This window comes from Pseudomonas sp. G7(2022) (assembly GCF_052660475.1).
The window spans coordinates 3239305-3252080 of sequence record NZ_CP109659.1 but is presented as its reverse complement, the minus strand read 5'-3'; the positions used below and the strand labels follow the sequence as shown (position 1 = coordinate 3252080).

The window sequence follows — 12776 nt, the reverse complement described above, 5'->3', positions numbered from 1 at the left end:
GGTTGTTTTTGTTTTGGTTAAACGCTCAACAACAGGAACTCACGCTCCCAGGAGCTGATCACGCGCTTGAAGTTTTCATGCTCGGCACGCTTCACCGCCACATAACCACGCACAAACTTGCTGCCCAGGTACTCGGCGACGGTGTCGCACTCTTCCATCTGGGTCAGGGCCTCTTCGATGGTGATCGGCAGACGCAAGTTGCGGCGCTCATAGGCGCGACCTTCGACGGCAGCGCTTGGCTCGATACCCTCGACCATGCCGATGTAGCCGCACAGCAGGCTCGCGGCAATCGCCAGGTACGGGTTGGCGTCGGCGCCCGGCAGGCGGTTTTCCACGCGCATTGCTTCAGGACCGGAGGTCGGAACCCGCAGGCCGACGGTGCGGTTTTCTTCGCCCCATTCGACATTGACCGGCGCCGAGGTGTCCGGCAGGAAGCGGCGGAACGAGTTCACGTTGGGCGCAAACATCGGCAGCACTTTCGGGATCAGCTTTTGCAGACCGCCGATGTGATGGCGGAACAGGTCGCTCATGGTGCCGTCGGCGTTGGCGAAAATCGGCTTGCCGGTGGCGATTTCCACCACGCTCTGGTGCAGGTGCATGGCGCTGCCGGGTTCGTCGCCAATCGGTTTGGCCATGAAGGTCGCAGTGACGTTGTGCTTGAGTGCGGCTTCGCGCAGGGTGCGCTTGAACACGGTGATCTGGTCGGCCAGATCCAGCGCGTCGCCATGACGGAAGTTGATTTCCATCTGCGCCGGGCCGTCTTCGTGAATCAGCGTGTCCAGGTCCAGGCCTTGCAGTTCGCACCAGTCGTAGACGTCTTCGAACAGCGGATCGAATTCGTTGGCCGCATCGATGGAGAACGACTGACGACCGCTTTCGGCACGCCCGGAACGGCCCAGCGGTGCCTTCAACGGCAAGTCCGGGTCTTCGCAGCGCTGGGTCAGGTAGAACTCCATTTCCGGCGCCACGATCGGCTTCCAGCCCTTGTCGGTGTACAGCTGCAAGACTTTCTTCAGCACATTGCGCGGTGACAGTTCGATCGGATTGCCAAACTTGTCGAAGGTGTCGTGGATCACGATGGCCGTTGGCTCGATGGCCCATGGCACCACGTACACCGCGTCGCTCACCGGTTTGCAGACCATGTCGATGTCGGCCGGGTCGAGCAGGTCGTAGTAGATGTCGTCGTCGACAAAATCCCCGGTTACCGTTTGCAGCAGCACACTTTCCGGCAGGCGCATGCCTCGCTCATGCAGGAACTTGTTGGTCGGTGCAATTTTGCCGCGGGCGATGCCGGTCAGGTCGCTGACCACGCATTCCACTTCGGTAATCTTGTGATCTTTCAGCCATGTGAACAGCTGATCGAAAGGGGCATTCATAAAGACCTCGTCGTTGGTTTTGTTGACGCGGGGGAATCGCGATTTCATCTTTCGCAGGCTTCCCCTGTGGCGCGTTGACGACTATCTTGGGCGGGCCTTGCCGTTCCATCTATCCACTTTCAGCAGTACCAAAGCGCACCAAAAGAGTGCGCAAGGTCTCCCATGACGACGTGCAATCCGCTACAGGTTCAAGCTTTCAACACCGCCGATGTCGCCGAGCAGATCCGCGCGACACCGGGCTGGGTCCAGCAGTATCAACAGATGTCGCCGGGGCATTTCGCCGGGCGAATCCGCTATCTGGACCTGGAAGGCGTGGAGGTCTACGAAGAACAGATGAACACCCGGGTCGAGCAGAATTTCAGTGCGCCGCCGGGGTCTCTGGCGTTCTGCTTCGATCGCAGTGACAACGCGCTGTATCTGCTGAATGAAGAGAGTCGCAACATCTGGATCACCCCGGAGAACTACCAGGAAATCGCCGTGGTGTTCGGTCCCGAATTCGTCCGCCAGAACGGTCTGGACGTGGCTCGGCTGGAAGGTCTGTTCATGGCGCCACTCAACGGCGCGCAGAATGCGCTGTTCAGCCGCTGGTTAAGCTCCACGCTCACGAAGTTGTCGCAAGCCCTTGATCAGCCAAGCAAAGAAACGCTGACCCAGCAATTGCTGGAGGACTGTCTGTTCATCCTCGATAACGCCTGTGTATGTCTGGACAGCGGTGGTTTGCAGCGCCGCGCCGAAGAGCGGACGACCATGAAACGGGTCGGGGAATGGGCGGCGGACTCGCCGGAAGAAACCCTCAATCTGCTGGAACTGGCCCAGGTCGCCGGGGTGTCGTTGCGGCAGTTGCAGCAGACGTTCAAGGCCTACACCGGGATGTCACCGACTCAATGGCTTCGTCTGCGGCGGCTCAACAGTGCCCGCCGGGAACTGCTCAAGGGTGCCACTTCGGGCACCACGGTGGCCGAAGTGGCGATGAACTGGTCGTTCTGGCATCTGGGGCGGTTTTCCAATAGTTATCGGGCGCTGTTCAATGAGTTGCCGAGTGAGACATTGAAGCGATCGTGCCGCTGACGGAAAGGGATTTCCCTCTCAGGCGCCCTTTCTGAGCAATTGCCCGAGCGCTTCCAGTTCGCCTTTTTCCACATCGGAAACCAGTACGAACCGCATGTGGTTTGCCTGCCAGGAAACCACGTTGAAGCCGCGAATCGCCTGGCTCTGCAAGGGTTTGTCGGCCTCCGGCGTCGGCAGGATAAACACATTGATGATGTGTTTGGCCCGGCCGTAACTCAGGGCGGCGGTGGTCTGGTGTTGCAGGTAATCCAGCCGCCCGCCGAGCAGTGGGAAGCCCTGTGCCGCGTAGTCCACGACCGGCGGCGAGAAATCGAGCTTGCCGGTGAACCAGGGTTTGACGGTATGGCGGTCGGAAGACACCACGTCGTTCAAGTGTTCGCCCATCAACGAGCGGATATGGCTGGAGACGGCTTCGTCCATCAACGGTTGTTCGCTGCCGGGCGTTGCCACGTAGAGCACCAGCGCCAGCGCCAGTGCTGCTGCGGAAAATGCCGGGGCGAACCAGTTTTGCCAACGCCGACTCGGCGAGGCGGGCGTTTGCGCGGCCAACACACTGGCGAGCAGTGATTCCGGTGCCGCGTAATAGGGCGCGTGGCGCTTCACACTGATCTTCAGCACCTTCGCCTCGGCATGCCGTCGGGAACACTCGCCGCAGGTGTTCAGATGCGCAGCCACTTGCGCAGCCACCTCCGGATCAAGTTCCTGATCCAGAAAACCGTGCAGTTGCGTGCGGCAAATCGCGCAATCGAGTTCATTCATGTTCGTGCCACTTCAGTAATTCGAGCTTGAGCATCGCACGGGCCCGGGCCAGCCTCGACATGACCGTGCCGATGGGAATATCGACCACCAGGGCGATGTCCTTGTAGGGCATGTCTTCGAGCTCCTTGAGCACGATGACCTCGCGAAAGGCCGGCGGCAAGGCGCTCAATGCCCGCTGGATCAGTGCCGCGTTTTCCGTGTGAATGGCCAGCAGTTCCGGCGTCTGGTGGTGGCTCAAGGCGCCTTCGTGGTGATCGGTTTCGTAGTCGACAGGCACCCAGTGGCGCCCGGCCGAGGCCTTGAGCCAGGTGTAGCTTTCGTTGCGCACGATGGTCAGGAACCAGGCCTTGGCATTGCCGTCAGTGAAACGCTGCAAATACCGGAAGGCACGCAACGCGCTTTCCTGCACCACGTCTCGCGCGGCGCTGTCGCTGCCCGTAAGCCAGCGCGCGAGGTTGTAAGCCGCGTCCAGGTGCGGCGCAACCAGTTCCTCGAATCGATTCATAGTGATTTCCGCACCGTCACACCCCCTATAACCGTGATGCGTCGTGTTTTATTCCCTGGAAAATTTGTGTTGCGGCGCGGAATAAACGTTCGTCCCGCAAGGTTCTTCCTAGTGTCAGCTACATCACTGTAGTCCGCCCTCGAGGACATACCGATGGACAATCAAACAAAACATCCACTGCGCACCGACGGCTTGCTGCATAACCCGGACCGGCGAACGCTGCTCAAATGCTCGGCATGGGCCGGGGCCGGTGTCCTCTGGGCCTTGAGCGGTGGCATTCCCAGAGCCTTTGCGATGGATGAAGCAGGTAACGTCACCGACCCCAAGGCGTTGGCCAGCACCTTTCATTTCGTGCAGATCAGTGACTCGCACATCGGCTTCAACAAGGACGCCAACCCGGAGCCGGTGAAAACCCTGCAAGTGGCAATCGACAAGGTCATCGCACTGCCGAAACGGCCGTCGCTGATCCTGCACACCGGCGACATCACCCACCTGTCCAAGGCCGAGGAATTTGACACCGCAGCACAGGTACTCAAAGGCCTGCCGTCGACCGTGCATTACATCCCCGGCGAACACGACACCCTCGACGAGGGCGGCGGCAAGCTCTATCTGGAACGCTACGGCAAGGGCACCAAAGGCAATGGCTGGTACAGCTTCGATGACCACGGCGTGCATTTCATCGCGCTGGTCAATGTCTTCAACTTCCAGGCTGGCCATGAAGCCAACCTCGGCGTCGATCAACTGGCGTGGCTGGCCGATGATCTGCGGGCAGTTTCGACCAGCACGCCGATCGTGGTGTTCACCCACATTCCGCTGTGGACGATCTATCAGCCCTGGGGCTGGGGCACCGAGGATGGCGATCAGGCGATTGCGATGCTGCGCAAGTACGGCTCGGTGACGGTGCTGAACGGGCACATTCATCAGGTGATCCAGAAGGTCGAAGGCAACATCACCTTCCACACCGCCCGTGGCACGGCCTATCCGCAACCGGCACCGGGCGCGGCACCGTCGCCGGGGCCGATGACGGTGGCGGCCGATCAGTTGCGCAACTATCTGGGGATTACCGAAGTGCGGGCGACACAGGGCGATCATCCGCTGGCGTTGATCGATTCGACACTGGTCTAGGGGAGGGCAGCCTGATGAAAACGCGACTGTTGGCCGTGGTGTGCCTGATGTTGTCGATGCCGGTGTGGGCGCAGGAGGTGAAAGTCGATATCAAGGAGTTCATGTTCGGCCCCAAGGATCTGACCGTGGCCGTGGGCACCAAGGTGACGTGGGTCAATGACGACCAGATCCCGCACACGGTGGCCGAAACCCACAAGGTGTTTCGCTCCGGGGCGCTGGACACCCATGACAGTTTTTCCTGGGTGTTCAATACGCCGGGCGAGTTCGAGTATTTCTGCGTGCTGCATCCGCAGATGATCGGCAAGATCGTGGTCACTCAATAAACAGAAGGCGCGCCTCTTACAGGGGCGCGCCTTTTTTTCAGCCGTTTTCAGAGCTGTACCCGACGCAGCCTGCCACTCAACGCAACGACTTTATTGTCTGGCGTGGGCAGGAGGCGCCCCGTCAACCCCATGCCTTCGCTCACCAGTACCGCGTCCTGCACCAGACACAGGTTGGACGGGGTATCCAGGTCACGGGCGAGCACGGTTACTTCGCCCGTTTGCAGATTGCAGCTCAACAGTCGCCCGCTGAATCGAGTGAATCCGCCATGCAGCGGTTCGCCATTCCAGTCAGGCGGCAACGGTTGTTGCAGACGGCTACAGAGCTCCAGCACCAACACATCGCCTTGCGGACACAGTGCCAGCCCGGTGGGCAATTGCAGGCCACGAATCAGCACTTCGATCCGGCCGGTGTCGGGCCAGACCCGAATCACCTGACCGGCCTGATCGTCAAAGTCGATGCCTTTGCGAGCCGGGTCGTTGTGCAGCTCGCCGGAGAACAGGCTGAGCAGCACGGCGTCTGTCGCCGGTTCGTGGATCAGTGTGACGGGAACGGCTTCCTGTCCCATGTCCAGATCGGGCAACTGGACCAAGACCTGTTCATCCTCGCCGCTACGGAATTCCACCAGTTGGTTGGTATCGGGTTTGACGGCCAGCCAACTGTGGCGGGTCGGGTGATAACACAGTGCATTGAGATTGCCCCGACTGTGAAACACCGGCTCGGGCGGGGTGTATTGCAGGTCCAGCAGTTTCGAGCCCGCGACATAATCGGTCTGGCTGACCAGACAGCGTCCGTCACCGCAGGCGATGTCCGACAGGCCCATGATTTCATCGCGCAGCATGCGGGCCTGCATGTTCATCGAGCGAAAACCCGGCGCCAGTGTTTCAGGGGCGAGATACGCGCCGGGCTTGAGCGGGTCCGGTCGCAGTCGGCTGATGCGGCCGCTGAACGTCTGGTCCGGCAGGCCTGATCCAGCCTCGACCAGCAGCAGGCTGCCATCGGCTTGCACGCAGGCGCCACGTGGATTCAACAGGCCTTCGGCGATGATAGTGCTGGGGCGCAGCGTCTCGTGGGGGCGCGCAGGAACATGAACAGTCATAGGTTTCTCTCCATGGGCTGAGGGATGCGATTACTGCGGTGGCTGCCAGGGTTCGCCCGTGAGATAAGCCCGCAACAGTGCCCGCTGACAAGGCGACATCGAGCGCACCACGGGCATGAACAGCGTGGTGCCTTTGTAGGCATCCGAAGTGCGGGCGAGGATCGGATTTTTCGCGCCCATGATCGCGTCGGGCTGGTTCAGCGGGATGTAGCGAGACATGGCCGGAAAGGCCAGGTAGTGAAAGCGCAGGACGTTTGGATACATCATTTCCCAGGTGATGGTGGTGCCTCCGGGGATGCCGAAGTCGGTCTGGGCGTATTTGCGGAAGTTAGTGAAATACGTGCCGCTTTGCTGACCGTTGACGGTGTAGGTCAGGGCGACGAAACCGGCGAGGGGCGCCGCTGCGGGTTTTACGTTGACGGAGAACGTGACGGACAACTGACCGGGGCTCACCGTCAGGGCCGGGGGGAAATAAAGGAAGTCGCAGTAGCGCTGTTGTGTGTAATACGGTCCCGAGGGCGCGGCGGTGAGATCGATTTCGGTGGTGCTGGTCACCGCAGCTCCCAGATACCGGACCTGCAGCGTAATCGACAGGCCCTGTGGGTAGTCCTCGGTATAGACGCTGCGCTGATCGGCATAGATCCGGTAGACAGACTCTGTTGCCTGCAACGTAGTCCCGGCGACCGTGCCGGGTGCGTCGATGGCCAGCGCCGAGGATCTGACCGCCGACTGTTGGGCTGTATTAAGAGGCAGATCGACAATGCCACCATACACGTAATAGTCGAGCAGGGGACTGCTGGTCGGATCGAGTGTGGCCAGGGTGGTCTCACCGGCTGTCAGGGTGACAGGACCGTAATTGCCGTTGGGTCCGATAGGGCTGGTGATGTCGTCCCTGACGGCCCTGAACGTCTCTTTCGGAATGATGTTGACCATGTCGACACTCAGCATTGTCGCGCTGCTCAGGTCTGCGTAGCCGGTGCCGCCCGTGTCCTGATTGACGATCTGACGGCCCGCCTGACAGTCCAGCGGCTCATTGGCGAACGCCGGCGCCAATGTACCGATGACCCGGCCGATGCTCGGGTTCGGGGTGTCTCTGCCGGCGGCATAATCGGCTTGCAACTGGGGCGTGGCCATCGTCGGGCACATTTCGAACATCACGAAGCGCAGGACAATACCGGTGGCACCCGGTGCCTGGATGATCGATCGCAAACCGCTGCTGTTCTGGTTCCAGCTGACAATGCTGCTCAGCGGGAAGGTCAGCTGGAAGGTGCCGCTTATACGGCAGGAACCGGGTGCATCCAGCTCCTTCGGCGTTGGCTGCAGCACCCGCTTGCCGAGATCCTGGCTGCTGCAAACTGCATTGTCGTGAATCAGCAATTGGATGTTGTTACTGCCACCGATTTGCAGGCCACCGACAAATATCTGGGTGGTGGTGGTCGAGGTGGGATCGAGGTCCACCATCATCGGGCCCGATACCGGCCCTTGTCCGGTCACCGGGTCCACGGAACCCAGCAGATAGACCGGCTGGCCCACCATATCGCCAGTGGTACTGACGCTGCCCGGGCTGCCCTGAGAACTGATCAGCGCGTTTTGCATGTCGACGACATGCTGCCCGTAATGATTCCAGCCGCCGGCGGTGTAATAGTCGCCCGTAGGCGCATTGATCATGCTGTTCAACTGATCGTCGGTATAAGACCGGGCCCCCGATGCCAGGGTCGAAGTGGTCAGGTCAAAGATCGGCCAGTTGTCATCGCCGTCATAAGGAATGGTCGGGGAGTTGTTCGGCAGGCTGACATCCGTGCGGATGCCGCCCCAGAAATTCAGTCGCGGGCCATTGAGGATGCTCATGATTTATTTCCCGTCCTTGATGGTTTTGCCGAGCGGCGAATGGGCGAATTTGAACAGATAGGAGTAATCGGACTTGTAGGGGCTCTTGACCGGCGTCGCCATGGAGTGACAGTTCATGCAACTGCTGTTGGGCTGGATGTAGCTTTCCATGGTCACGTTGGCCGAGAGTGCCGGCGTCGGCTGGCCCAGCGGGTTGCTCGGGTTATCCGGCATCAACGGGCGCTGGGTGGTGATGAGCTGGTAGTACTTCAATACGCTGTTTTGCAGCCCCGGGTCGGCCTGGTAACGGGCGTTGATCTGGTTTGTGATGTCAGCGATCGGCGTGACCCGGTTCAGCGGGTTCGGGGTCTGGAACGTGGTGCCGGGTTTGGGCACGCAGACCTGATGCGGGCCCTGAGTCTGCCAGTCGCAGGGTGACTGGTTGAGGGATGCGGCGGGCGCAGCGACGTTGAAGTAGGAGTAGGCCGTGCCTGCGACAGGCTGATCGACCCATTTGCCATTCACCAGTGCCTTGGGCGAAACGTTGTCGATCTGTTCGAACGTCGACCAGATCCACTGCGGATAACCGTTGGCCTTGGTGATGATGTGCAGGCCGACCAGCCCCAGAAACGCCTCGGTGATACCGTTCTTTTCGCCCTGATCATTGAAGGTCGCCACCCGGGCGAGCAGGGTCAGGTAACGGCTGGCGTTGTCATGGGCGGTGAGGATTCGCCAGCTCGACTTGATCTCGATGACGCCCCACGGAAACGTGATGTTGTTGGCTTTGGAGACGACATCGGCGTTGTAGAAGTTGTTGCCCACGATGTAGTTGTATGAAGTCTCGTTGGCCGAAATGTCGTAGTAGGTCGGGTTTTTCGCCTGATCGATCAACCAGCCGCCGACCGCCTGATCGACGGCGTTGACCTGAGCGCTGTTTTTCAAAGAAGCGATGTTGATGATGTTGAAGCTTTTTGCGATCTGCGGGGAATTCCACGGCCCCGGATTGGCAGCGTTCGGCAGAAAGATTTCCCCGACGGTCTTGTAGGTCTGCCACACGGTATAGCCGGCTGCACCAGGCTGCTTGGTGCAGTCGGGATTGCCGCGCTGCCCGCTCTTTGCCGGCCAGCTCAGGGCGATGAACATCTGCCAGCTGTATTGATCGAACTGATCCTGACCGGCCGTGGCGGCCGGTGCGGTACCGGGCGGCTGGCAGTTCAACTGGCTGGCCTGCACCGATGGCATGGCTTGTTCCCTGGCCAGCGCCGGCAGGCTGGCCAGACCCAGCAACATCACGGAAAAACAGAGTGTGGTTTTCATGGCGATCCTTCGTCGTTGATCACGGTTTACGCTGCATGAGCTTGTTCCACTGCGCCTTTTGGCCGTTGCTCTGCGACGTCGGCGGCTCGAACAACTGGCAGGGCGGCGGATTCGACGGGCACATGGCGGCAACCTGCGCCCAGGTCTGTTTCGGGTCCGGTTTGGCGATGCGGAAGTCGGTGTAGTTCTGGCTGACGATCGGTGCGTTGGCGACGCTGCTGTCACCGGAAAAGAAGAACGACTGCGGCGGCCGGTAGGGTGGTTGCCCCGACATTTTTTTGTAGAAGGCATAGCCGAACAGGATCGGACCTTGCGGCGAGTCGAGATCCAGGGCGTAGGCCTGCACGCTGCCATCGAGATTCTTGCTGCGCTCGGCGCTGTAGGGCAGGTGTTCGATGAAATCCTGCCGTGGCGGATGATTCATCGGTGAGAACATGCAGCAGGCCGGCATGTCTTTCGGGCGATCCTGCGGATAGGTCAGGAAGTACGCCTTGTTGCCCAGGGAGACGAACGAGCAGGTGTAGTTGTTGTTCTTGATCGGGAAGATCGGCAGGCAGTATTTCTCGTAGTGCTCCATCATCGCGCCGAAGCCGTCGCCGTCCGGCGGAATATAGGTCGTGTCGTAGTAGCTGGTCCCCCGGGAGACGGTGTAGTCCGCAGGCTTCAGGGTCGTTGGCGGGTTGCTGTAGGGCGGCGGGTTGTTTTCGTAGTTATGCATCACCCGGTACATGGTCCAGTTGCTGATCCAGAATGCCGGAAAGAACGGGTCGGAAGGCTCACCCGGATTGCGTTTGGCGATGCAGTTGCCGTTCTGTTCATTGCACCCCAGCGTGTTGTGTACGCCATTGGTGAAGTAGACGGCGCCGCTGTCCTGGGCGAATGCGGATGGACAGAACAACAGGATCAACAGCAACAGACGGTTCAAGAGGCTGACGTTCATGGGTCACTCCCTGGCAAGGCGCACTGCGGGCCTGAACACCCGCAGTGGCTCATCTTTCCTGATGGATCAGAGGTCGTCGTAATCGCTCATCTTCAGTGGCATGGGCGGGAAGTTGCGCTTGACCAGTTTCTGCGCCCACAACTCCAGCACGGCGCGCCGGCTCTGCGACAGGTCGCGGGTGATAGGCATCGCGAGGGTGCTTTCTTCCTGGTACTCCTTGCTGATCAGCCGGATCAACTGGTCGACGGCACCTTCCACACGTGTCCGGGAATTGAGCGGCATGAACTTGTTCATGATCGGGTACAGGTAATAGAACGTCTTGAGGACCCTTGGGTAGATGAAGTCATCCCAGATCGCTTCGGGCGCATTCTTGTCCTTGTAGATGTCGTTCCAGTAATTGACGAAGTCCTGTTGCAGCTGCATGTCCAGAGGCAGGACGCGCAGCGGGGCGAGGAAGTCGGTCTGGGCGTCCGTGAGCGCGAAGCTGAAAGGAATGACCGGGTCGCTGGAGTCTTCCTTGACGACGAAGCGCAGCGTCGGGAAGCCCGGGGCCACAGCCGTGAAGCTCACCTGGGCGATGCCGTTGGCGTCGGTGGTGGTGGCGACGTAGGAGTAATCCACCGTCTGATCGTTATCCAGCGTTCCGCTGACGTACACACCGGCGTCGAATTGCAGGCAAGGGGTCAGGGGGACCGTGATCGGTTGACTTGAGCCATTCATGAATGACTGATAACTGACCTCAACGCCCACCGGTTTGTCTTTGGCTTCCAGATTGACCAGTCGACGACCGCTGCCGGTGGCCAGGTAGTTCGCTACCGGCGCCGTGCCCTTGAACTGTGGCAGGTTGGCGGTGTTTTTGTTGCGGTCTGCGTTGTCGTAAAACAGCGTGAAGTCGGGGTTATTCAGGAACGTCAGGTAGTAGTCGCTGGTGGTCACGTTGTAAGGGTTGCCGTATTCCACCACCCAGAGTGTGGTGTTGGCAGCCGGTTGACCATTTTTCTGCACCATGATGTTCAGCGTCTTGCGGTCGTTCACGTCGACGAAGGTGCCACTTTCTACCACCTCGGCGGTCCAGACTTGCTGAGTGGCGGCTTTCACGGGGCCTGATGACGTCTGTTGTTGCAGCTCCAGCGGGCCGGATTGCAAGGTGGTCGCTTGCGTGGCGCTGAGGGGGATATCCAGCAGGCCCGAGCGCTTGTCGAACGCCGACTGTCGATACTGCTCGAAACCGATGTCGACCACCGGCACGAAATTCCCGTTCTGCGATACGCCCAGCTTGTAGTCGCCGGCCTGGAACTTCTCGGCCGTCAGGACATCGGCGTTCTTGTCCAGCGGATAGAACGGAAACGTGTTGGCCAGATCCAGCGACAGCATGTTGTTGGTGATCTGCGCCGAGGTCACACCCAGATTGGTGCTGGTCGGCTCAGACATGCCGGGGCGAGTGACCATGATCTTCTGGTCGGTGACCAGACGCGGGCCGGCGGGCGCCGTAGGGTATTCGTGGTCGAACCACAGACCCAGGGTCGCTACGGTACGGTTGTAGGCGGGGTTGAAGAAAATATCGGATACGTTGTCCAGCCCCTTCTGATACATCGCCGTCAAACGGGCCTGCGCCGATTTGTCATTGTCGCGGGTGTCGACGTACGGGAAGTCGTTGAACACACCGTTCCTGTCGTAACAGGTGAGGTACGTGGCGAACCTGAACATCAGGCCCTGAGCGTTTTGAGCCTCCATCTGTTGCTGAAGATTGCGCAGCAGGACGGAATCGCCGATGACCCATTCCAGATTGTCCCGGGGAAAGCAGGTCTGCCAGGTGGTGGTGACATACGCCAGACCACCGAAGTCGCCGGCCCAATTGAACGTCAGGAAGCGGTCGAGCATCCGGTATTCACGGTTCAACGTCAGGCCACAGGTGGCATCCCCGAGCTGCAGCTTGTCGAAGTACAGCGCTGTGAAGGTGTTCTGCCACGGGCTGATATCGACGAAGCGCGCGGCCGTCGGGCTCTGACTGCCAAAAGGATTGCCGAGCAGCTGGAAGTCCCTGCCGACCAGTGCGTCCTGAGCAATGTAGGTGTTGGCCTGCAACTCGCCGCCAATAATGGTCGAGCGGGTACTCTGGTAACTCACGGCCCCGCAGGCGTTGTCGCCAAACAGGTCCCATTCGGCGGGTATGAACGGGAAGGTTTTTGGGCTTCCGTTGGTCGGAACCTGCTGCACATAGGGCGGCAGATCATTCTGCTGCACGGGTGAAATGATCCAGGGCATCAGGGTGGTGGAAGCGTTCGCCTGGGTGATGTCGTAGTAGCGGGTGAACGGCCAGTTGATGTCCATCTTCACCGCGTCATAGAGCGGCAGCACATCGTTGTTGTTGGCCGTCGGCGGGTTCCAGAACATATGGCCGTTGAGGTAGATCCGGGGGAAGTTCAATACGCTCATGTC

The 12776-nt window shown here is 60.0% G+C and carries 11 protein-coding genes; 3 read left to right on the top strand and 8 right to left on the bottom strand.

Features of this window, described 5'->3' with window-relative positions:
- Positions 1-17 precede the first annotated feature (17 nt).
- The gene (locus NE357_RS14585; RefSeq protein WP_169430464.1) at positions 18-1376 is read right to left on the bottom strand and encodes a glutamine synthetase family protein; all 1359 of its coding nucleotides are present in this window, start codon (positions 1374-1376) and stop codon (positions 18-20) included.
- Positions 1377-1538: 162 nt separating this feature from the next.
- Here NE357_RS14585 and NE357_RS14580 point away from each other — a divergent pair, with 162 nt between their 5' ends.
- Complete coding sequence (locus NE357_RS14580) at positions 1539-2444, top strand: helix-turn-helix domain-containing protein (RefSeq protein WP_169430463.1); 906 nt, start codon at positions 1539-1541, stop codon at positions 2442-2444.
- An 18-nt stretch (positions 2445-2462) separates the two neighbouring features.
- Here the strand turns inward: NE357_RS14580 and NE357_RS14575 are convergent, their stop codons facing one another.
- Together NE357_RS14575 and NE357_RS14570 are read right to left on the bottom strand one after the other, a co-directional pair.
- Positions 2463-3203, bottom strand: a complete 741-nt coding sequence (locus NE357_RS14575; protein WP_169430462.1) for an anti-sigma factor family protein — start codon at positions 3201-3203, stop codon at positions 2463-2465.
- On the bottom strand, positions 3196-3708 hold the full coding sequence (locus tag NE357_RS14570; protein ID WP_169430461.1) for a sigma-70 family RNA polymerase sigma factor: 513 nt from the start codon (positions 3706-3708) through the stop codon (positions 3196-3198). The genes NE357_RS14575 and NE357_RS14570 overlap by 8 nt, the downstream gene beginning before the upstream one ends.
- A gap of 153 nt (positions 3709-3861) precedes the next feature.
- Here NE357_RS14570 and NE357_RS14565 point away from each other — a divergent pair, with 153 nt between their 5' ends.
- Together NE357_RS14565 and NE357_RS14560 are read left to right on the top strand one after the other, a co-directional pair.
- On the top strand, positions 3862-4833 hold the full coding sequence (locus tag NE357_RS14565) for a metallophosphoesterase family protein (RefSeq protein WP_169430460.1): 972 nt from the start codon (positions 3862-3864) through the stop codon (positions 4831-4833).
- A gap of 14 nt (positions 4834-4847) precedes the next feature.
- A complete protein-coding gene (locus NE357_RS14560; protein ID WP_169430459.1) occupies positions 4848-5156 on the top strand; it encodes a plastocyanin/azurin family copper-binding protein in 309 nt (102 codons plus the stop codon).
- A 47-nt stretch (positions 5157-5203) separates the two neighbouring features.
- Here the strand turns inward: NE357_RS14560 and NE357_RS14555 are convergent, their stop codons facing one another.
- The 5 genes from NE357_RS14555 to NE357_RS14535 form a co-directional block, all read right to left on the bottom strand.
- Complete coding sequence (locus NE357_RS14555) at positions 5204-6253, bottom strand: hypothetical protein (RefSeq protein WP_169430458.1); 1050 nt, start codon at positions 6251-6253, stop codon at positions 5204-5206.
- Positions 6254-6283: 30 nt separating this feature from the next.
- The gene (locus tag NE357_RS14550) at positions 6284-8101 is read right to left on the bottom strand and encodes a hypothetical protein (RefSeq protein WP_169430457.1); all 1818 of its coding nucleotides are present in this window, start codon (positions 8099-8101) and stop codon (positions 6284-6286) included.
- A 3-nt stretch (positions 8102-8104) separates the two neighbouring features.
- Positions 8105-9397, bottom strand: coding sequence for a hypothetical protein (locus NE357_RS14545; RefSeq protein ID WP_169430456.1), 1293 nt, complete (start codon positions 9395-9397; stop codon positions 8105-8107).
- Positions 9398-9416: 19 nt separating this feature from the next.
- Entirely contained in the window at positions 9417-10337 is a 921-nt protein-coding gene (locus NE357_RS14540) for a hypothetical protein (RefSeq protein ID WP_169430455.1), read from the bottom strand.
- Between the two features lie 66 nt (positions 10338-10403).
- Entirely contained in the window at positions 10404-12773 is a 2370-nt protein-coding gene (locus NE357_RS14535) for a hypothetical protein (RefSeq protein WP_169430454.1), read from the bottom strand.
- Positions 12774-12776 lie beyond the last annotated feature (3 nt).

Coding starts and splice junctions, on each gene's coding strand:
- NE357_RS14540 (WP_169430455.1), bottom strand. CDS start 10,337: ATGAACGTCAGCCTCTTGAACCGTCTGTTGCTGTTGATCCTGTTGTTC.
- NE357_RS14565 (WP_169430460.1), top strand. CDS start 3,862: ATGGACAATCAAACAAAACATCCACTGCGCACCGACGGCTTGCTGCAT.
- NE357_RS14550 (WP_169430457.1), bottom strand. CDS start 8,101: ATGAGCATCCTCAATGGCCCGCGACTGAATTTCTGGGGCGGCATCCGC.
- NE357_RS14535 (WP_169430454.1), bottom strand. CDS start 12,773: ATGAGCGTATTGAACTTCCCCCGGATCTACCTCAACGGCCATATGTTC.
- NE357_RS14575 (WP_169430462.1), bottom strand. CDS start 3,203: ATGAATGAACTCGATTGCGCGATTTGCCGCACGCAACTGCACGGTTTT.
- NE357_RS14555 (WP_169430458.1), bottom strand. CDS start 6,253: ATGACTGTTCATGTTCCTGCGCGCCCCCACGAGACGCTGCGCCCCAGC.
- NE357_RS14545 (WP_169430456.1), bottom strand. CDS start 9,397: ATGAAAACCACACTCTGTTTTTCCGTGATGTTGCTGGGTCTGGCCAGC.
- NE357_RS14580 (WP_169430463.1), top strand. CDS start 1,539: ATGACGACGTGCAATCCGCTACAGGTTCAAGCTTTCAACACCGCCGAT.
- NE357_RS14570 (WP_169430461.1), bottom strand. CDS start 3,708: ATGAATCGATTCGAGGAACTGGTTGCGCCGCACCTGGACGCGGCTTAC.
- NE357_RS14585 (WP_169430464.1), bottom strand. CDS start 1,376: ATGAATGCCCCTTTCGATCAGCTGTTCACATGGCTGAAAGATCACAAG.
- NE357_RS14560 (WP_169430459.1), top strand. CDS start 4,848: ATGAAAACGCGACTGTTGGCCGTGGTGTGCCTGATGTTGTCGATGCCG.